The organism is Pseudomonas sp. c313 (genome assembly GCF_055407145.1).
Genome location: NZ_JBUZRD010000002.1, coordinates 520999 through 538512, shown reverse-complemented (window position 1 = coordinate 538512; position 17514 = coordinate 520999). Strand labels below are relative to the sequence as shown.

The window sequence follows — 17514 nt, the reverse complement described above, 5'->3', positions numbered from 1 at the left end:
ATGAAATACCAACCCTTTACCCGAGCATTGATAGCGACTTCCCTGTTCCTGACGTTCAGCGGTGTACAGGCGGCGTCCCTGGCCCCAGTGGGCGGCGAAAATGGCATGGTGGTCACGGCCCAGCACCTGGCCACCCACGTCGGCGTCGACGTACTCAAGGACGGTGGCAACGCAGTGGATGCAGCGGTCGCCGTGGGTTACGCGCTGGCGGTGGTCTACCCGGCGGCCGGTAACTTGGGCGGTGGCGGCTTCATGACCGTGCAACTGGCGGACGGGCGCAAGACCTTCCTCGACTTCCGCGAAAAAGCGCCGCTGGCGGCCACGGCGGATATGTATCTGGATAAAGACGGTAACGTTGTCCCCAACCTGAGTTCCAAGGGCCACCTGGCGGTCGGCGTGCCTGGCACCGTGTCAGGCATGGAGTTGGCACTGAGCAAGTACGGCACGATGAAGCGCGCCCAGGTCATTGCTCCGGCTATCACCCTGGCGGAAAACGGCTTTGCCCTGGAGCAGGGTGATATCGACCTGCTGCACACGGCCACCGATGAGTTCAAGAAAGACCAGGACATGCGCGGGATCTTCCTGCACGGCGGCGAGCCAATGCAGGTCGGCCAGAAACTGGTGCAAAAAGATCTGGCGAAAACCCTGCGGGAAATCTCCGCCAACGGCGCCGACGGCTTCTATAAAGGCTGGGTGGCCAAGGCGCTTGTCGATTCCAGTCAAACCGGCAAAGGCATCATCACCCAGGCCGATCTGGACAAGTACAAGACCCGCGAACTGGCGCCCATCGAGTGCGACTACCGTGGTTATCACGTGGTCTCGGCACCGCCTCCGAGCTCCGGTGGCGTGGTGATCTGCGAGATCATGAACATCCTTGAAGGCTACCCGATGGCTGAGCTGGGCTACCACTCGGCCCAGGGGCTGCATTACCAGATCGAAGCGATGCGTCACGCCTACGTCGACCGCAACAGCTACCTGGGCGACCCGGACTTCGTCGAAAACCCCGTCGCCCATCTGCTGGACAAAAACTACGCTGCCAAACTGCGCGCCGCCATCGACCCGCAAAAGGCCGGTATCTCCCAAGACATCAAGCCGGGGGTTTCTCCCCATGAGGGCAACAACACCACGCACTACTCCATCGTCGACCAGTGGGGTAACGCGGTGTCGGTGACCTACACCCTCAACGACTGGTTCGGCGCCGGTGTCATGGCCAGCAAGACCGGGGTGATCCTCAATGACGAAATGGACGACTTCACCTCCAAGATCGGTGTGCCAAACATGTACGGCCTGGTCCAGGGCGAAGCCAATGCCATCGCGCCGGGCAAGACGCCGTTGTCGTCCATGAGCCCGACCATCGTCACCAAGGATGGCAAGGCCGTCATGGTGGTCGGCACCCCCGGTGGCAGTCGCATCATCACTGCAACGTTACTGACCATCCTCAACGTCATCGACTACAAGATGAACATCCAGGAAGCCGTCGATGCACCGCGCTTCCACCAGCAGTGGTTGCCCGAGGAAACCAACATCGAGACGTTCGCCTTGAGCCCCGACACCCAGAAGATCCTCGAAAGCTGGGGCCACAAGTTTGCCGGCCCTCAGGATGCCAACCATTTGGCGGCGATCCTGGTGGGCGCACCGTCCCTGGGTGGCAAGCCGGTGGGCAAAAACCGCTTCTACGGGGCTAATGATCCACGACGTAACACCGGGCTGTCCCTGGGTTATTAAGGCCTTCTTGTGGAGCGGGTAAGCTCGCTCCACAGCGGCTACACTTTGCCCGGAACAAGAATATTTTTTGAAATCAAGGGGTTGCAAGCCCCAGCAAATGAGTACATAATTGCGCCCATCGAACGCACCGACGAATAAAAAACGTCAATGTTTTCAGTGAGATAGAGTAGAGGCAAGCTTCACATAGCCCACTCAAGTTTGTATGCGGTGAGTGCCAGCGGTTTTGGCATTGATCGTTTGAGGCCGAGTAGCAAAATGGTTATGCAGTGGATTGCAAATCCACCTACGCCGGTTCGATTCCGACCTCGGCCTCCACTCTTAGAAACCCCGTAGATCAATGATCTACGGGGTTTTTTATTGCCTGCGATTTGGGAGGCGTTCCGCAACTAACCGTCACTTTGTCGGTTTTACGATCTCGCCGACACGGCGATAAACCTTCTTCGTCATCTCCTGAGTCGAGTGGCCCAGCAGGCGACTGGCGTCGGCGATATCGTCAATTTCGCTGGCAGCCTTCGGTCGTATATCGCGGAACTGGAATTGCCTGATGGTTGCCGAGAGAGTCGTGTCGCCGTCATTCGCAGCCTTCGCCGCCGCTTTCTCCCTGGCCTCATCCCAGCGATTGCGCAGACGCTTCTCTGTCTTGCCTTGGCGCACCGTCAAAAATCCATTGATCAGGTCGTTGGTCGATGCCTTGAGGAAAGTGAAGTCCGCGATCTGGAACCGGATTTACGCCGTCGAATACGGCAAGAAAAGGCTGTGCCTGTGGTGGAAGCGCTGCATGCCTGGATGATCGCCCAGCGCGATCTCGTGCCCGAAGGTTCAGCTATCAGCCGAGCCCTGGATTATAGCCTGAAACGCTGGGCAGCGCTGTCGCGCTACCTCGATGACGGGGCCGTACCCATAGACAACAATTGGGCCGAGAACCAGATCCGACCATGGGCTCTTGGACGCAAGAATTGGCTCTTCGCAGGGTCGTTACGTAGCGGCAAGCGGGCGGCAGCGATCATGAGCTTGATCCTGTCTGCGCGGCTGAATGGCCATGATCCGTATGCCTATCTGAAGGACGCTCTCACGCGACTGCCGACGCAACGGGCGAGTGAAATTGATCAGTTGCTGCCGCATAGGTGGACGCCGGGCTTACCCAGAACGCTCAAGAATGACGAATAAGGATCTTAAACTTCAAAGAGCCGACGCACCTGCACGGAATCGGCGCTTCCGCTTTGTTCAAGAGGAAGAAAGTAACGTAGTTGCCATTGCTGTGTCCTAACGGCCTCTTTGGCGACTGGTTTGGCCCAAGGTGGATAAACGCGGATAGCGCGCTTACCGCCTTTACCGTTAATCGCCATGATGCCCTTTGATGCCAGTATCTTCTGGTCGAAAACAAACTGTCCGCGATGCGTTGCATCGAACACACTCACCACAACAAAGGCTATGCCATCATCGATATCGAGAGGTGCAATGATGCTGCCTGACGTCGGGCGCTTCCATATTGTGACGAACTGTCCAATCTTCGTCGGCGTTGTTTTAGCCACACGAAAGACAATGGTGTGTCCGTCGAGGCCAAAGCGGGAGGCACCATACTCGGCACTCTCAGCCTCGCGTAGAGCCAGATCCGTCACTTGCATTCCCGCCGGCGTGTACACATCCTGGATAGCCGCTATCAGATCGTTTGGAATATGGCCAAGGGCAGGGTCTGCCGCGCCTGCATATTTTGTGTCTTGTTCAGTTAAATCGAATTTCAAAGGGAGCAACTCCTAAACCACTCATGGACCATACAATCCAATCCAGAACATATGCTACGCCCTTCGACATACCGAGCGGACTGCGGGCGGTTACATCGTATGATTACGCAAGGTGGGATAGCCAGCCGCTTACGCATTTCGCACCTGAGCGCAACGATTGCTTCGTTGATCACCAGTGCTCGTTCAGCCTCGTACTTCTTCCTCCAGTTGAACGGTGGCCTCTTCGGCGCGGCGTGGCGCTTTTTGAAACCGGCCACATACTCGCTCGCTGTGACCATTTCGTCCTCCTGAGCCGCCTCTGGGTGAGCTGGACCTCTACAAGTGCAACGGCTACAAGCCAGTTCATCGCGGGGGCTGCTGCTGGCCATCGGGCGCAAGCAAAAGTACTTCCCGTGCAGGGACATCGCCACGGAGCCGAACGAAGAGTTTCGGCTTGATCCTGAGGACTACGCAGCGGCGGAAGATCTGGGCGAGGTGATCGGGATTGTGCACTCACACCCAGATGAGTCGACCACGATGCCCAAGGCTCCGGCCTGGGCGGCGCAGGTCCTCAATGATCCTGTCCTTTGCGCGGATATCACTTGAAGATCGCGCCCCGCTATATACATCACTGACAGCTCGCCGGATCTCTCACGTAGACTTTTCATCGTTTCGTCACGTTGCGCGCAAGCTTCGCCGTACATCTGCACCAGACCGAGTATGTCCTCTCTGGCTTTACGCAGTTGACCACCCAGTAGACTCATGAAAATATCCGCCACTATTGAGCCACTACCCACCGCCAAGGAACGGAAATCCAGGAATGAAAACCGCCACCCTTACTAGCACCCTGGTCGCAATCACTCTGAGCGCCGGCCTGCAAACCGCCCAAGCGGCATCGGAGCTGATTGGCAAGCGCGTCGTGAACACCTATGACGTCACACTCTATCTGGACCCGGAAAAGGGCCTGGCCTACGCGATGAAGGATAGGAAGTTCCTGCGCTACAGCTACAACGATCGCAAGCCGAAAATCAGCTATGCGATGGACAGCGTAGAAGTCGATCCTCAGTCAACGCCCGAGGAACCAGTGGTGATTCAGATGGAAAGCAAAACCTACCCCGCCGAACTGAGTGAGGAGGAGCACTGCTACGCGGCCTTCACCGAAGTCCTGGGCCGACTGCTCTACTATGCTGCGTCGGCCAAAAATCTGGACGACAAGCAGTATTTCCACCTGGCCAACGTGATCACCCTGGACAAACACAAGAAGCCCGGCCCACCCGGCGTCATTACCTGCACGATCCCCGACCATGGCTCGACCTCAATGTACGCGCGGGGCCAAGTCAGCGTTAAGTAACTGAGTCCCGAAAGACGATGTGCGATTAGGCTTGATCGATGTAGAGGGTGCTGTGCATTGGGGTGGGTTGTGTTCGGTCGGCAGGAGGGGTAAAAACAGTTCCGCAATCAAGAGCCACCCCCACGGCCCGCTTGGGCTGTAGGCTCATTAAAGTTAGCTAGTTGCGGAACGGTAGTGGTGATAACCTATTGAAATAGCTTGTTTTTTTGGTGGATTGCAAATCAACCTACGCCGGTTCTATTCCGACCTCGGCCTCCACTCTTAGAAACCCCGTAGATCAATGATCTACGGGGTTTTTTATTGTCTGTAATTTAGCTGGCCGGCGGTTCAAGGCCGTGCCGGCCTTCTCGATGGTTAGCTTTGCATTCTCGTGCGCAGTTCTGCCAAGTCTTTGGTCGGGATCACATAAGTCTTCGCCAGCATGTCTCCAACCCGCTGGCATCGTGCAGACTGGGCGTAAATGAAGAGTGTGATGATTCCCAGAGGGGCCTCAATGTGCCGAGCGAGGCCTCTGATGAGTGCTTGAACAAAAGTAGGCGGCCCGCCTGCACCGTTGATGACTATCAGTCCAAAGACGTATTTTCCCGGTGTCCGGCCTTGAAAGGCCCATTCACATAACGGGTAGAGGAATACATAGACAAAGATTAGCTCGAAGCCGGCGAAGGGCAGATTGTCCTGGGTGTAAAGCCACAGTCCTATCAGGACGATTGCACCATAGTCGATAACGTAAGCGCCGATACGCCGTACCAGTAAAGAAGTTCTGGAGACTTCCATTTGTCGCTCCGTGCGTTTTGGCTTGTCGGTTGGCAAGCATACCGTGCAGTGAAGGCAAGCGGCGTACAAAACGCGCAAGTGTATCTCTCTATCTCGCACCAGCTGTATGGGGCGCACATCCGTGGAACACACTACTGTCGTGGCTACAATAATTTGTTCGGGTCACTTCCTCATGCTCATGTCCTCAAGCCTGCTCTCGGCATTCGCGCTGTTCGCCTTTGTGTCTTCGATTACGCCGGGGCCCAATAACACCATGCTGCTGGCATCCGGGGTGAACTTTGGCTTCCGCCGCTCGATCCCCCATGCGCTGGGGATCAGCATCGGATTTATGGTGTTGGTGATATCGGTCGGGTTGGGGCTTGGCGAGGTGTTCAAGGCGCTGCCCTGGGCTTACACGCTGTTGCGCTATGTAGGGGCTGCGTACTTGCTGTACCTGGCCTGGAAAATTGCGACTTCCAGCCCGCTGTCCGATGACACCGATAACGGCCGTAAACCCATGACGTTTCTCGGTGCAGCGGTGTTCCAGTGGGTCAATCCCAAGGCCTGGGTCATGGCGTTGGGTGCAATCACCACCTATACACCCGCTGAAGGCTACGTCACTAACGTCTTGGTCATCGCTCTTGTATTTGCCGTGGTCAACCTGCCCAGTGTATGCGTTTGGGCCGGGTGCGGCAGTGGGTTGCGCAACGTGTTACGCAACCCGCGCTGGTTAAGGGTGTTCAACTTTTCGATGGCTGGATTGTTGGTGCTTTCTTTGTACCCGATGTTTTTTGCGGGTTAAAAAGGTAGAGGCCGGAATATAAAATTTCGAACTATTTGTTGTTGGGCAGAGATGCGGTCAAACAGGTCATGGACAAGTAGACGCAGAGGACCACGTACATCGACGCATGGAGTCTGTCAGCGTTTCCACTGACGATTGAAGGCTGTGGATTCAGATCGGTGAAATGGTGGCGAGTAGGCCAATGCCGACGGTCAACGCTAAAAAACCCAATAGAAAAAATGCCATCTTAGCCATGAGGCCTCCGAAAAGAAGGGGCGGCAGGACGATTCCTGCCGGGCTCCACGGGCGTGTCGGGAGCGACCCATTGTGGGCGTAGGGCGTGTTTCGGTACAGATGCAGATGATGAAGAAAAAAGCGTATCAGATGGCGGTGTCGAGATGAATGCCCAGGGCTGTCATTTTCGGCAGCCGGCATGGCCCTCGGCCTAGACACAAAGGTACCGTGCGATCTGCTCCACCGGATCACGGAGAATAGGTAGATCACTGATCTGTTGAGCTTTTTTTCTGCGATAGCCCATTCGAGTGGTCTGAAAAAGACAGCGCCAGAACTTGCGCCGAAGGGGCTGGATCTATATATTCCCTAGCCTGCTGCAGGGCTCAAGTGCCACTTTTTGATAGTTCAGAGCTTCTTGAGCTGCTTCACCGCGCTACCGCCCGAATGGCGAAACTGGTAGACGCATGGGACTTAAAATCCCCCGCTCGTAAGGGCGTGCCGGTTCGATTCCGGCTTCGGGCACCATCTAAAATCAAGGGTTTGCGGGCGAAAGCTGATGTAAATCCTTGTATGTTTCCGGTCCGCAATTAATCAACTGGTCCGCAATTCACTTTGTTGGTGAGACTTTCTTGCCCTTTCGGTTGCGGATGTACTGCTCAGTCATCACGACGGTGGTATGCCCAAGTTGATCCTTGGCCTGCATGATGTCGCCGCTTGATTCGGCTTTATCCGTACCGGCTTTGGCGCGAAGATCCCGCATTTGGAACTCAGGCTTTGCCACTCCAGCGGCCTCTCTGGCCATATCAAACCTCCTGCGCAACATTGCCACCGTCATGGGTGTGCCGTCCTCTGTAACGATCAGCCGCGTCGAGCGGACCTTATGCCCTGACTTCCGGGACATTATTCGATCAATCAAAACCTTCAGCTCGCCAGTTACTTCGATTCGACGCTTGGCCTTTGTTTTTCCCTGAAGCACCCAGATCTGCCCATCCCTAATGTCCCGCTCGTCCATCAGTCGCGTGTCTGTGACTCGTTGACCGGTCAGGTAGGCGAGGTCCATTGCGTCACGCAGGCCGGCGCTACCCGCTGCGCTCTCCGTGATGGGTGAGGTGGGTCAGGTGCGCGGCAACCATAGCGAAGTGTCCACCCTTGACCTGGGCGACCTGAGTTCGCAGGGGTTCCTGTACGTCGAAGTTACGCTGTGATGAGCCGTTGGCGCATTCGGTGAGGAAGGGTGCCGTGACTGGCTGGACCAAAGCGTGGTGCGTGCCGCCGGCGCTGATGGTCGACAGAGCTTCGTCGACACCGTGGGTGCTGGTGTGGGAATCCGACGTGCCGCGCATCGGCACAATGAATGGCTTCACGCTGGTCAGCACATGCCGCCAGCAGCCCTTGGCCACGCGGCGCATGGTGTTCGTGGCCATCGGCTTGTCGCGGAAGATCGTCCGGCCTAGGTTACTCCAGTCGATGCACTCGGCAGCGGTGCGCCAGGGCTTCTGTTTGGGCGTTGGCTTCTTGTGTCGAACTGGCTCGGGCCAGACAATCGGCAGCCCGTCACTGCGGGCCACTAGGTACAAGCGCTTGCGGATGGTTGGGGCGCCGGCGTTGGCTGCAATGCGCTCCCGCCATTCGACGTTGTAGCCCAGGCCCCGCACCAGATTCTCCGCCGGCACGAACTCGCCAATGGACTGCAGGATCTCTGGCATGTCGGGATGATCCGCAGCCAGGCCCGTGCTGAGCGCTGCAACGAACGACTTGAAGGTGCGTCCGCGCTCGGCCTTGATCGGCTGGCCTTCCTCGTCTATGGGCCCCCAGTCGCAAAATTCTTCAACATTCTCCAGGAACATCAGGCGTGGCCGGGTGGCGTGTGCCCAGCGAACAACGACCCAGGCCAGCCCCCGCACGCCGCGGTCGCGCGGTGCGCCGCCCTTGGCCTTGCTGTGGTGGCGGCAGTCAGGCGAAGCCCAAAGGATGCCAACGGGTTGCCCGCCGGTGGCCATGACTGGATCAACCTCAAACACGTCCGCCACATAATGTGTCGTCTGCGGGTGGTTGGCGCGGTGCACGGCCAGGGCAATTGGGTTGTGGTTTACGGCCACGTCCGGCTCCCGGTACGCACGGGCAATGCCGGTGCTTGCGCCACCGCCGCCGGCGAACAGGTCAACCACCAGCTCTTTCTGAAACGGCAGGCCCATGCTCGGCTGGCCATGGATGAATTGGGGGTTCTTCTGTTGTGCGGACATAGGGGGTCCTCGCCGGCTGGCGTGATTCGTTGAAGTGGGGTATTTGTGTTCGGTCCGGCATAGGGCCGGATCGAGGAGAAACTATGAAATTGCCAGTCGACCGCCCGTGGACCAATGTCCTCACTATTGATAGTGGCAAGGGCAAAGGTAAGCAGGTCATGGCTCAGCCGACTTGGGGCGAAAACAGCGACCCGATACCGGTCTCAATACATGTCACCGTAAACGATGATGGCGACAGAGTTATCGGCAAGATTGACGGTCCATTTGAAAGCATCGAACATGCCGACCAGTTGGCACTTCAGCGGGCAACAGAATGGTATGAGCGAGGTAACGGCTGACTGTTCGGCTCAATAGGTTAGGGTGGGTCAGGCGGCTGGTGCGGTTTGAACCTCTGACCCTTGGCCGTTTCGCAGATGCTATTACCTATGCAGAGAAGGACAAAAATATGCTCGTAGTTCATGAGTTTGCGAATCCCTTTATTGATAGGTTGAAAAGGGCTGAAAAGCAATTGCAGGCTATTGCCTTAGAGAGTGAGCGAATTTTATCTACGCTCAATTTGAAAGCGGAAAACTACATATCGCCAGATCGGTTGAGTTATGAAGTTAAAGTATCCGAGTGCGGCGATCGTCAGGACTTCTCTGCTTTGTCTATGTTGGTTGGAGAATGTGCGCACAATATACGTAGTTCACTTGATAATTTGGTTTTTGCGCTTGCAAGGCTTCAAGAGGATCCACCTAGTAAACCAAAACGATTGAGCTTTCCCGTCTATACCAACCGTTCAGATTTTGAAGGTAGGGTAAAGCCAGTTTTGAGCGAGCTCATCGAAGGTGATGCGCTCTCGATCATTGAAGCATTGCAGCCCTTTCAGCGATCTAACGAGCCAGGTGGAAGCGCCGAAAACGATTTGCTGTATGCAATTAGTGAAATAAACAACTCAGATAAGCACCGCATGCCGATTAACGCTGTCGTAAATATTCCTGCGGCAAGTCATGTGGCGCAAACTTATTTTGGTTCTGATGAGCTTGCTAGTATGAATGTGCCTCCGGACTATTGTATGTTTGCTGGGCCTGCTAAAATAGGGGCTGTTTTAATGTCGGGCCGCTTTAAGACTCCTGTGGTTAGCATGTCTGCTAACTTCGTGCTTAAGGTAGAGTTAAATTTGGATATAAACGGCAGATCTGTTGGCTTGATCGATACAATGTCAAAGTCGCATCTTTATGCGTCAAATGTAATATCCCTGTTTTTAGGGAAATTCAGTCACCCCATCACTGATGCATAGGCTCCGCCCTCCGTTGGCCGGTGTTGGCAATTTGGTTTGAGTTTGGGTATTAACGGGGGCCGGCATGGAGCCGGATCAGGCGGCGGCGCTGGTCGCTTCTTTGATCGCCTTGATCGCCTTGATGGCGTTGGCAGCGTGGCGCACGTAGTACAGGCGAGCCATCAGGCTTGGGCATGGCTTGCTGATCGTCGATTCCCAAAGGTCGCTGCCACCGATCAGTTCTTCGTTATTCTGGAGAAATTCGTAGGCCAGGACCGTCTCGCTGTCCCGGCCATCGGCGAAGGTCTCGACCTCCTCAACTACGTCGGCCAGGTCCGCGAAAGGAAGGCGCTCGTCTTCCGCTTCCTCGCGCTCTCGCATCCACTCGACCAGCTGCTCAGCCTGCTCCAGGGTGGCGCCCTTGTCCTGCATGTCGGATATCCACTCCGGCACCTCATTACTCGGCAATTCGTCGTCAATCCGGCCGGCGACGCACTCGCACACCGTGTCACGGATCGCGTCGAAGTCGATCACCCCCCGCTTGATGTCGCTGTCCAGCTTCCCGTGCAGATAGCCGTCGCTCTGGTGGCGCAGAAAATTGATGCCGTAGCCGGAGCCGACATTGAACACGAGCGGGCCGATGTCGCCCATGATGCTCATGCCGAAACGGGTGACGCAGATATCGAAGCCATAGAAGCTTGAGCCGGGTCGTGCGCAGCGCCACACCTCGACGCCGTTCTCATTCGCAAGCTGGGTGTATTGGTGCTGGGCCAGGTCTTCTGCCACGCGGGCGGTGAGCGCGGCGCTTTCATGCTCTTTCATGGATTATCTCCAGTCAGGCGCCGCCCTCCGTGAACGGTGGTGGCAATTTGGTTTGGGTTGGGGTATTACGGATGACCGGCATGGAGCCGGATCAAGGAGAGATGAAAATGGCTACAGATCGTGAAATTGCTTTAGAGCAGGCACTGGTAGCAGTGTTGGGTGCGACTCAGGATCTGGATTTGGACCTGGTAAAGATCAGCCAGAAAGCTAAATCCTTAATCATCGACAATTCGAAGTATCGTCAAGCAGAGCATCCACACATCAGTAATGCATGGAATGAGGTTGAGGCGGCTGTAGCTTCCGTACGAGCTAAGGCATAAGCAGGCGCCGCTTTCCTCCCAGAGAGCGGCGCTACTTTGGACCTCAGGCCGCTGCGCGCTTGAGCTGTTCGGTGAGCTGCGTTGGCAGGCCGCGTAGCGTCAGCGTGCCTCCCGCAGGGTCAAACTCGATCTTGTCGCCCAGCAGGTGCGCTTCGAAGCTGATCGACATACCCTCGGCCCGGCCGGTGAATCGCCGGAATTTGTTGAGGGTCTTCTTGTCCGGCGGCAGGGCCTCGGAAAGCCCGTAGTCCTTGGCCTTGATGAAGTCGTAGAAGTTCTTCGGCTGGTCTTCGTCGAGCAGCTCCGACAGTTCGTCGAGGGTGATTGGTTCGCCCAACTTGGCCTGGGCCATGGAGTAACTGACCAGGGCGTGTGTCTTCTCTCGCGCCGACTCTTCGCCCAGGTCCTCGCTTTCTACGAAGTCACTGAACGCCTTTAGCAGGGTGCGGGTTTCGCCTGGGCCGTCGATCCCTTCCTGGCAGCCAATGAAGTCGCGGAAGTACTCGCTGATCCTGCGACCCTGCTTGCCCTTGAGGTACGAGATGTACTGCTTCGACTGCGGGTTGTTCTTCCATTCACTGATGTTGATGCGCGCAGCCAGGCGGATGTGATCCAGGTCTAGGCGCTTCACCGTCATCAGGTGCAGCTCTTCGGTCATGGTCACCGCTTCGGTTTCCTGCACCAGGGCGATGACCAGGTATTCGGTCAGACCTTGTTGGTAGTGGCAGAAGAGGGCATGCCCACCGGTGGTCAGGTTCGACTCTTCCATCAGCTTGGTGAGGTGTTCGACGGCGATGGTGCTGAACGCCAAGAAGTCGCTGCTGTCAGTCAGGTATTTGTTGAGCCAGCCGCTGAGTGGATGTGCGCCTGATTCCGAATGAAAGAAGCCCCAGCCCTTGCCGGCGGTGGCGTTGTAGCTCTCGTTGAAGTGACTCATCAGATCATCGCGCGCCTGGCTCTCGACCTGCTCGGCGCCGCCGAGATGAAGAACGGCCGGACTACCGTCGGGCTTCTTATCGATCTTGTGGATTACGCTGTGGAGTACGGGCATTGCGTTTACCTCAGGTAGGCGCCGCCCTCCGGATACCGGATGCAGCGAGTAGGGTGAAAAAGAATGAAGCGTCAGTCTGATGGATCTATGATTCGCCACCACTCATGCAAGGAGCGCTTTAGATGCGTCTATTACTGGTTTCAGCGATAGCTCTGGCAATTGGCGGCTGTTCTGGCCCAGGCGTTGTCCCAATGGGCCGAGACACTTACATGGTTGCGAAGGACGGCAGCTTCTCAACCTTCGGCGGTGCGGCTGTAAAAGCCGAGCTATATCAAGAAGCCGATGCCTTCTGTGGCAAGAGGGGAAAGCAATTGATGCCGGTTAAAGAGGCGTCCAGAGATTCTGGATATGGGCGATACGCAAACGCGGAGTTGCAGTTCCGCTGTCTTGACGCGAACGATCCGGAATTGCGCCGCCCTACGATGGAATCCGAGCCAACCATAAAGATCAAAGTCGAATAGCTTTCGATGACTTGGTTGTCAGTCTCCTTCTTCGTCTTCGTCGTTCATTTGGAGCGATTCGGCAAAGCCTGCTTGCCGTAATTTGCGCGCCACGTTTTCAGTTATCTCAAAACCGTGGCGCTTAATTTCGAAGAGTGCTGCGGACTTCTCAGCGCCAAGCGAGTGGGCATGTGCGATCAGTCGCCAGATTGTCGTGCGGTCCTTCGTCTCGCCCAGGTCGGCGGTGAGCGCTGCTAACCGGTCACGCATTCCCTGGCGGAAGTAGTGGCGGATGATGTCGGACGGCCCTTTGACCTTCGGCGGCGCAGGCGGCAGATCCTCGGCCCTGCCATTCAGCACCAGCAGTTGCACCGCCTCGCCGACCTCTTCGACCTCATGCCAGAGCATCAACTCGCCGAGCATCTGCCGGGTGCCGTACGGGACAGTGTGCCGCAATTCCTGCTCGCCCAGTTCCTGCCGTTTCTCGGCAAGTTTGGCTGTTCGTTCTTCCTGGGTCACAGCCATGGCCTACCTCTTCTATTCCGCTGGCCGGCAGTGCGAGCCAGGTTTGACGTTTTCGTTGCTGGATGCGGGCTATGCGGCGCATGCATCGACCTTCTGCTGATTCCAGGCGCCGACAGCTTCAAAGATCCGCGCGGCGTGCGCCTCGTCCAGAGACATCGCTTCTGGAATGGCGATCCAGCCCGAGGCAACCATTTGACTCTGGTTGGCTGAGTCGCGCAGATCCTTGTAGCAATGCTCGATCACGTCTTCCAGATGGTCGGAGAGGTAGACGCCATCGGGCGCCACCTCCACAGACTTGCTGTACCGGTCGCCCCGGGCGTCGATGCAAAGCGCGCTGAGGTAGATTGTCCACCGGTGAGGGATGCCGCAGACAGCCTGGCCAATCTTCCCCGGCGCGATATTTTTGAGCGACTTGTAATTGATCATGCCCTGGCGGCCGCTGGGGTCGATGTTCACCACTGCGACGTGGTTGGCGGCCAGCAGCGACCGGCAGGACCGGTCAATGCGGGCTTTGAGATTGTGGGGCTTTCGCTTGCTCATAAGGCCTCCACGAGTTTGCGCAGCGCATTACGCTCAGCCCTTGAAATCGGAGGCTTGCGGCGCTTGAGGATGGTCGTCGGGTCGATCGTTTCCGAACGCTTGGCCGGATCTGGATTGATCGCGGGGCTTTGGCCGATGGTGTATTCACCGCCAGCCGCCAGGTGCTGGCGGACCTGGGCGGAAAGCTACAGCGCTTTCGCGCACCGAAACTCGATGTCTGATTTTAGGTTGCTGATCATGCTCAAGCTCCTAAACGGTGGGTCTGTGCCCGAGCTTTGTCCGCTACCTCATCAACCATGCGATTGAGTTCCAGGTTGAACTGAACCAGCTCCTTGTGCAGGTTGGCGATGTAGCCTTCGCAGCTCATCTGGTGATGACTTGCGTGTTCCTCGCTGCAAAACGGCAAGTTCTGCTGGCGAACGTATTGCTTCCCGCGCACCGGGTCGTAGGCGCGGTCGATGATGGTTTTGTAAACCACCGGATCGGCGGGCTTTCCGCAACGGGTGCACTTCGTTGGGACGGCTGTTGCTGGTTGGTTCATGGCTGTTGCTCCGGTGATTTTCCCAATGCACCCGTCGCCAGGTGCATCAGTGAAAAATTCCGTTCTCCACCACGCGCATCGCCCGATTCATATCTCTGGCCGTCGTCGCACATTTCGTGTTCGGTGCTGGTACGGCTGGCTTGCGTGGTTTCGCGTGACTTCATGAGGAAGGCACGGCAGCTATCCAGAGGCTGCATGGGCGGCGATTTAGCTCTTTCCGACCCAGGTAATGGCCTGGGTACGTCGCGGTGGTCACGTCAGACTGTTAAAGAGCGGTTCCGGGAAAACCCTGGGCTCTTTAGGAGCCCATCGCGGTGTCGCTGCGATGAGTCAAATATAAGCTTACTTATTTTAATCGTCAATAAGCGTGCTTATATATTTTTCTGGGGGCGTTAAAAAGCCCGCTCGATGGCGGGCTCGCTCATGCGTCGAAGTACTCTCGCCAGCCGATCCTGACGGCGCCGCCATCCAACTGTTCAATGCGAATGCCGACGGTATCGCCGATGTCCTGGATCACCTGCTGCCAGGCCTCCCGGCTCTCGTCGTCACGCCTGGAGACGATGACAGCCTGGATCTTCTGTACGCCAGGGGCTGCGATGATGCCCTGAAGGCGTCTGCCTACAAGCTCGTAGGAGTTTCTTGGTTTCGGTGTGGGGTAGGGTGCCTGGATCATGCATTGCTCCTTGCTAATACTGTATGAATGAACAGTATTACTGCTGCCATATATTGGCAAGAGGGAATTAGATCCCTCCTTTCGGATGAGTAAATCATTCGCACAGATGTCTTCTCGCGCGCATGAAAAAGCCACGCTTGGCAGGATGTCTAAATGCCATCATTTAGATACAATCCGCCCCGGTCGATTTGCGGCCTGGCCAATGATGGCGATATGGAGCGATGTGATGGTTTTTCGTAAGGCATGTGCCGGGATGGCGATAGTTTTGGGGTTTGCATTATCTGGTTGCGCGAGCATCGTCAGCGATAGCAAGCCAAAGGTGGACGTGTACAGTCTGCCAACAAAGGCCAACTACGTGATAAAGGACAGCATGGGAGGCGTTGTGAGCAAGGGCGTCACGCCTGGCGCTGCTCTTCTGGAGACCGGTCGCGGATACTTCAAAAGCGAAAGCTATACAGTCACCTTCCAGAAGGACGGCTACACGCAGACGACAATCCCTTTGAAATCCACGGTGAGCGGCTGGTACTGGGGCAACCTGCTGTTTGGTGGCTTGATCGGCATGCTTATTGTCGATCCTCTTACTGGAGCCATGTACACGCTGCCAGAAGACGCTACCGGCAATCTTTCGGTAGTTACTCTGCCTCAAGCCTCTTTGGCGCCGGTATCCAGTACCCCACAATAAATCGCAGGCAACAAAAAGCCCGCGCAAAGGCGGGCTTCAATCGAGTACGGCGAGCTGCGCTTACCCCGGCAAGTACAAATCTCCACGATGAGCGATATGTACCTTGTTGCCATCTGGATCACGCAGGTATGCACCGTAGTAACCGTCACCATACTGCGGGCGTTGGCCAGGCTCACCCTCATCAGATCCGCCCGCAAGAAGCCCAGCTGCATAGGCGGTATCTACAGCATTTGGAGATGGTGCAGTAAAAGCCACCATGCTGCCATTCCCAGCTCCGGCGTCGTTGCGGTCATAAGGGCTGTACGCATAAAAGCGAGGGAGAACGCTATCTGGCTTAACCCAGCACGCCGAAGGCGGTCCACCATCAGGGGTAACAACACGACGGCGCAGCCCTAAAGGGATAAGTATGGCGTCATAAAAGGCAGCGGCCTGATCAAGATCGTTTGTTCCAACGGTGATGTGACTGAACATCTGCGACTCTCCATCACTTTTGATGCGGGGACTCCATCGTGCCATTTTGCAGATAGAGGCGTACAGCCACCACTGGTCGATCATAGTGCCATCATGCTGAGCGACCCCTGTAACCTGGCCCATACTCTCGCACATCACCATTAGGGGCTCTCAATGAGAGAGGCGCAGCGAAGACTGGCCATGGCAGCCTGGCGCGACCTGTTTGCACTGGCTGGAAGTCAAATGGACGCAGAGGTTAAATACTTTGGATTGTTGAGGCGGGCTGACGCCATGGAGCATGCCGACCTCATCACCAGCGATGAGTGGAGAAAGCTTGTGCAGCAGGCGGGAGCATTACTTGCCAGCACTGCGGAGTGCATGGGCGGAGCGGGGTAGGGAAGATACAAGAAGCCCGGCGCTGGGCCGGGCTCTCTCTTTCAATGGTGCTCAGTTCATCAGCGGTGCTTGTTCTTGTGTTTGTGCTTGTTTTTGCCATTGTAGTTCTTGCCACTAGACCGGTGCTTGCTGTCGTCGTCGGCAAGGTTATTGCCTACTGCACCGCCAGCCGCACCGCCAAGACCGGCGCCTATAGTAGATCCCGTAGTGCCTCCGAGACGATTACCGATGAGTGAGCCGCCTGCTGACCCGATCCCACCACCGATAGCTGCTTCAGTTTTGTTGCCTCTTGGCGCTCCAACCGCGCTACCAGCAGCACCGCCTACGCCAGCCCCCACGGCAGCACCAGTGGACCCGCCTAACTGTTGACCAACAATGTTACCCAGCGCGCCACCAACACCACCTCCGAGAGCGGCGGTGCCATCTCCAGCAGCCATTGCTCCCTGCGTAATCAAGATACCCAAGGCAAGGGCGGGCAGTGTCATTCTCATTTCATGAACCTCAACAGGTCGTTAACGGGGCATTCACGGGTGAAACCACGCCCAGTAATTTAGATCAAACGTGATTATTAAAGTTCTGTGGTGGCAACTGATGTCGGATGACTAGTTGTAACAAGCTATTTTACATGAGGCGCCCTAATTCGGCGTTTTTACTCATGGCGAATCGCGCCGAAGGAAGAAGGGCCCGATCAGGTTCGGCGGGCTACGGATTCAGATTGAAGAGAGCATCAATCCGGCCCTTGCCCCCTCAACCTGGCCAGACCCTGCTTGATGTGCCCAGCGTTCTCGCCAATGGTGTACAGGGTGCCGCGAACGTTGGCGTCAATATGAACCCCTCCATTGCGTTTAGCCCACAACGACAGCTCCATGATGGCTGCTTCCAGGGCGATCTGGTTTTCATAGATTCGTTCAAGCGTATCAGAGAGGGAATATTCGGGGGAGGGCATGGCTTTGATTCCATGTGAGGGCATGTAAAGCGTAGCAACGAAGAGGGCTCGTAGCAAAAAGC

General features: G+C 56.5%; 19 protein-coding genes, 2 tRNA genes and 5 pseudogenes. 13 read left to right on the top strand and 13 right to left on the bottom strand.

Features of this window, described 5'->3' with window-relative positions; translation table 11 throughout:
• The 3 genes and pseudogenes from ggt to ACZRKZ_RS07365 all read left to right on the top strand — a co-directional run.
• Positions 1 to 1725, top strand: a complete 1725-nt coding sequence (ggt, locus tag ACZRKZ_RS07375) for a gamma-glutamyltransferase (RefSeq protein WP_463981214.1) — start codon at positions 1 to 3, stop codon at positions 1723 to 1725.
• A gap of 241 nt (positions 1726 to 1966) precedes the next feature.
• A tRNA-Cys gene (locus tag ACZRKZ_RS07370) sits at positions 1967 to 2040 on the top strand.
• 381 nt (positions 2041 to 2421) lie between these two features.
• Positions 2422 to 2892: pseudogene (locus ACZRKZ_RS07365) on the top strand (IS66 family transposase); the annotation flags it as partial.
• 5 nt (positions 2893 to 2897) lie between these two features.
• Here ACZRKZ_RS07365 and ACZRKZ_RS07360 read toward each other — a convergent pair.
• Complete coding sequence (locus tag ACZRKZ_RS07360) at positions 2898 to 3467, bottom strand: MepB family protein (protein WP_463981213.1); 570 nt, start codon at positions 3465 to 3467, stop codon at positions 2898 to 2900.
• A 289-nt stretch (positions 3468 to 3756) separates the two neighbouring features.
• Between ACZRKZ_RS07360 and ACZRKZ_RS07355 the strand changes: the two are divergent.
• The 3 genes and pseudogenes from ACZRKZ_RS07355 to ACZRKZ_RS07345 form a co-directional block, all read left to right on the top strand.
• Positions 3757 to 3822, top strand: a pseudogene (locus tag ACZRKZ_RS07355) (phage tail protein); the annotation flags it as partial.
• A pseudogene (locus tag ACZRKZ_RS07350) lies at positions 3819 to 3980 on the top strand (MPN domain-containing protein); the annotation flags it as partial. The pseudogenes ACZRKZ_RS07355 and ACZRKZ_RS07350, both read left to right, overlap by 4 nt.
• Before the next feature lie 286 nt (positions 3981 to 4266).
• Positions 4267 to 4797: a hypothetical protein gene (locus tag ACZRKZ_RS07345; RefSeq protein WP_463981212.1), complete on the top strand. Its 531-nt coding sequence runs from the start codon at positions 4267 to 4269 to the stop codon at positions 4795 to 4797.
• Between the two features lie 354 nt (positions 4798 to 5151).
• On the opposite strand, the gene ACZRKZ_RS07340 is transcribed toward ACZRKZ_RS07345, so the two are convergent.
• Positions 5152 to 5571 carry an RDD family protein gene (locus ACZRKZ_RS07340; protein ID WP_463981211.1) on the bottom strand — a complete coding sequence of 140 codons (420 nt, stop codon included), beginning with the start codon at positions 5569 to 5571 and terminating at the stop codon, positions 5152 to 5154.
• 172 nt (positions 5572 to 5743) lie between these two features.
• On the opposite strand from ACZRKZ_RS07340, the gene ACZRKZ_RS07335 reads away from it, so the two are divergent.
• Together ACZRKZ_RS07335 and ACZRKZ_RS07330 are read left to right on the top strand one after the other, a co-directional pair.
• A complete protein-coding gene (locus ACZRKZ_RS07335; protein WP_463970543.1) occupies positions 5744 to 6352 on the top strand; it encodes a LysE family translocator in 609 nt (202 codons plus the stop codon).
• A gap of 651 nt (positions 6353 to 7003) precedes the next feature.
• Positions 7004 to 7090, top strand: a tRNA-Leu gene (locus ACZRKZ_RS07330).
• Between the two features lie 82 nt (positions 7091 to 7172).
• On the opposite strand, the pseudogene ACZRKZ_RS07325 reads toward ACZRKZ_RS07330, so the two are convergent.
• Positions 7173 to 7637: pseudogene (locus ACZRKZ_RS07325) on the bottom strand (tyrosine-type recombinase/integrase); the annotation flags it as partial.
• Between the two features lie 10 nt (positions 7638 to 7647).
• Positions 7648 to 8808, bottom strand: a pseudogene (locus ACZRKZ_RS07320) (DNA cytosine methyltransferase); the annotation flags it as partial.
• Between the two features lie 83 nt (positions 8809 to 8891).
• Here ACZRKZ_RS07320 and ACZRKZ_RS07315 point away from each other — a divergent pair.
• Both ACZRKZ_RS07315 and ACZRKZ_RS07310 read left to right on the top strand, forming a co-directional pair.
• Positions 8892 to 9146, top strand: a complete 255-nt coding sequence (locus ACZRKZ_RS07315) for a hypothetical protein (RefSeq protein ID WP_463981210.1) — start codon at positions 8892 to 8894, stop codon at positions 9144 to 9146.
• Between the two features lie 38 nt (positions 9147 to 9184).
• Positions 9185 to 10087, top strand: coding sequence for a hypothetical protein (locus tag ACZRKZ_RS07310; protein WP_463981209.1), 903 nt, complete (start codon positions 9185 to 9187; stop codon positions 10085 to 10087).
• A gap of 75 nt (positions 10088 to 10162) precedes the next feature.
• Here the strand turns inward: ACZRKZ_RS07310 and ACZRKZ_RS07305 are convergent, their stop codons facing one another.
• Positions 10163 to 10888, bottom strand: a complete 726-nt coding sequence (locus tag ACZRKZ_RS07305; protein ID WP_463981208.1) for a hypothetical protein — start codon at positions 10886 to 10888, stop codon at positions 10163 to 10165.
• Positions 10889 to 10995: 107 nt separating this feature from the next.
• Here ACZRKZ_RS07305 and ACZRKZ_RS07300 point away from each other — a divergent pair, with 107 nt between their 5' ends.
• On the top strand, positions 10996 to 11208 hold the full coding sequence (locus ACZRKZ_RS07300) for a hypothetical protein (protein ID WP_463981207.1): 213 nt from the start codon (positions 10996 to 10998) through the stop codon (positions 11206 to 11208).
• Between the two features lie 43 nt (positions 11209 to 11251).
• Here the strand turns inward: ACZRKZ_RS07300 and yejK are convergent, their stop codons facing one another.
• Positions 11252 to 12259 carry a nucleoid-associated protein YejK gene (gene yejK, locus ACZRKZ_RS07295; RefSeq protein WP_463981206.1) on the bottom strand — a complete coding sequence of 336 codons (1008 nt, stop codon included), beginning with the start codon at positions 12257 to 12259 and terminating at the stop codon, positions 11252 to 11254.
• Positions 12260 to 12381: 122 nt separating this feature from the next.
• Here yejK and ACZRKZ_RS07290 point away from each other — a divergent pair, with 122 nt between their 5' ends.
• Positions 12382 to 12720, top strand: coding sequence for a hypothetical protein (locus tag ACZRKZ_RS07290; RefSeq protein WP_463981205.1), 339 nt, complete (start codon positions 12382 to 12384; stop codon positions 12718 to 12720).
• Between the two features lie 18 nt (positions 12721 to 12738).
• On the opposite strand, the gene ACZRKZ_RS07285 is transcribed toward ACZRKZ_RS07290, so the two are convergent.
• From ACZRKZ_RS07285 to ACZRKZ_RS07270, 4 genes are all read right to left on the bottom strand, one after another.
• Positions 12739 to 13224 carry a hypothetical protein gene (locus ACZRKZ_RS07285; RefSeq protein ID WP_463981204.1) on the bottom strand — a complete coding sequence of 162 codons (486 nt, stop codon included), beginning with the start codon at positions 13222 to 13224 and terminating at the stop codon, positions 12739 to 12741.
• 69 nt (positions 13225 to 13293) lie between these two features.
• Complete coding sequence (locus tag ACZRKZ_RS07280; protein ID WP_463981203.1) at positions 13294 to 13764, bottom strand: hypothetical protein; 471 nt, start codon at positions 13762 to 13764, stop codon at positions 13294 to 13296.
• Positions 13765 to 14005: 241 nt separating this feature from the next.
• Positions 14006 to 14305, bottom strand: coding sequence for a hypothetical protein (locus tag ACZRKZ_RS07275; protein WP_463981202.1), 300 nt, complete (start codon positions 14303 to 14305; stop codon positions 14006 to 14008).
• Between the two features lie 421 nt (positions 14306 to 14726).
• The gene (locus ACZRKZ_RS07270) at positions 14727 to 14978 is read right to left on the bottom strand and encodes a DUF1654 domain-containing protein (RefSeq protein WP_463981201.1); all 252 of its coding nucleotides are present in this window, start codon (positions 14976 to 14978) and stop codon (positions 14727 to 14729) included.
• Positions 14979 to 15063: 85 nt separating this feature from the next.
• Between ACZRKZ_RS07270 and ACZRKZ_RS07265 the strand changes: the two genes are divergently transcribed.
• Entirely contained in the window at positions 15064 to 15660 is a 597-nt protein-coding gene (locus ACZRKZ_RS07265; RefSeq protein ID WP_463981200.1) for a YgdI/YgdR family lipoprotein, read from the top strand.
• A gap of 60 nt (positions 15661 to 15720) precedes the next feature.
• Here ACZRKZ_RS07265 and ACZRKZ_RS07260 read toward each other — a convergent pair whose 3' ends face one another.
• From ACZRKZ_RS07260 to ACZRKZ_RS07250, 3 genes are all read right to left on the bottom strand, one after another.
• Positions 15721 to 16131 (bottom strand): VOC family protein, encoded by a 411-nt coding sequence (locus tag ACZRKZ_RS07260; RefSeq protein ID WP_463981199.1) that lies wholly within the window; start codon positions 16129 to 16131, stop codon positions 15721 to 15723.
• A 434-nt stretch (positions 16132 to 16565) separates the two neighbouring features.
• Positions 16566 to 16997, bottom strand: a complete 432-nt coding sequence (locus ACZRKZ_RS07255; RefSeq protein WP_463981198.1) for a hypothetical protein — start codon at positions 16995 to 16997, stop codon at positions 16566 to 16568.
• Positions 16998 to 17233: 236 nt separating this feature from the next.
• A complete protein-coding gene (locus ACZRKZ_RS07250; protein ID WP_463981197.1) occupies positions 17234 to 17452 on the bottom strand; it encodes a hypothetical protein in 219 nt (72 codons plus the stop codon).
• Positions 17453 to 17514: the final 62 nt, after the last annotated feature.

Excerpts from the sequence above, each read along its gene's own strand:
- ggt (WP_463981214.1), top strand. The coding sequence starts at position 1 with ATGAAATACCAACCCTTTACCCGAGCATTGATAGCGACTTCCCTGTTC.
- ACZRKZ_RS07345 (WP_463981212.1), top strand. The coding sequence starts at position 4,267 with ATGAAAACCGCCACCCTTACTAGCACCCTGGTCGCAATCACTCTGAGC.
- ACZRKZ_RS07340 (WP_463981211.1), bottom strand. The coding sequence starts at position 5,571 with ATGGAAGTCTCCAGAACTTCTTTACTGGTACGGCGTATCGGCGCTTAC.
- ACZRKZ_RS07335 (WP_463970543.1), top strand. The coding sequence starts at position 5,744 with ATGCTCATGTCCTCAAGCCTGCTCTCGGCATTCGCGCTGTTCGCCTTT.
- ACZRKZ_RS07315 (WP_463981210.1), top strand. The coding sequence starts at position 8,892 with ATGAAATTGCCAGTCGACCGCCCGTGGACCAATGTCCTCACTATTGAT.
- ACZRKZ_RS07305 (WP_463981208.1), bottom strand. The coding sequence starts at position 10,888 with ATGAAAGAGCATGAAAGCGCCGCGCTCACCGCCCGCGTGGCAGAAGAC.
- ACZRKZ_RS07300 (WP_463981207.1), top strand. The coding sequence starts at position 10,996 with ATGGCTACAGATCGTGAAATTGCTTTAGAGCAGGCACTGGTAGCAGTG.
- yejK (WP_463981206.1), bottom strand. The coding sequence starts at position 12,259 with ATGCCCGTACTCCACAGCGTAATCCACAAGATCGATAAGAAGCCCGAC.
- ACZRKZ_RS07290 (WP_463981205.1), top strand. The coding sequence starts at position 12,382 with ATGCGTCTATTACTGGTTTCAGCGATAGCTCTGGCAATTGGCGGCTGT.
- ACZRKZ_RS07285 (WP_463981204.1), bottom strand. The coding sequence starts at position 13,224 with ATGGCTGTGACCCAGGAAGAACGAACAGCCAAACTTGCCGAGAAACGG.
- ACZRKZ_RS07280 (WP_463981203.1), bottom strand. The coding sequence starts at position 13,764 with ATGAGCAAGCGAAAGCCCCACAATCTCAAAGCCCGCATTGACCGGTCC.
- ACZRKZ_RS07275 (WP_463981202.1), bottom strand. The coding sequence starts at position 14,305 with ATGAACCAACCAGCAACAGCCGTCCCAACGAAGTGCACCCGTTGCGGA.
- ACZRKZ_RS07270 (WP_463981201.1), bottom strand. The coding sequence starts at position 14,978 with ATGATCCAGGCACCCTACCCCACACCGAAACCAAGAAACTCCTACGAG.
- ACZRKZ_RS07265 (WP_463981200.1), top strand. The coding sequence starts at position 15,064 with ATGAGTAAATCATTCGCACAGATGTCTTCTCGCGCGCATGAAAAAGCC.
- ACZRKZ_RS07260 (WP_463981199.1), bottom strand. The coding sequence starts at position 16,131 with ATGTTCAGTCACATCACCGTTGGAACAAACGATCTTGATCAGGCCGCT.
- ACZRKZ_RS07255 (WP_463981198.1), bottom strand. The coding sequence starts at position 16,997 with ATGAGAATGACACTGCCCGCCCTTGCCTTGGGTATCTTGATTACGCAG.
- ACZRKZ_RS07250 (WP_463981197.1), bottom strand. The coding sequence starts at position 17,452 with ATGCCCTCCCCCGAATATTCCCTCTCTGATACGCTTGAACGAATCTAT.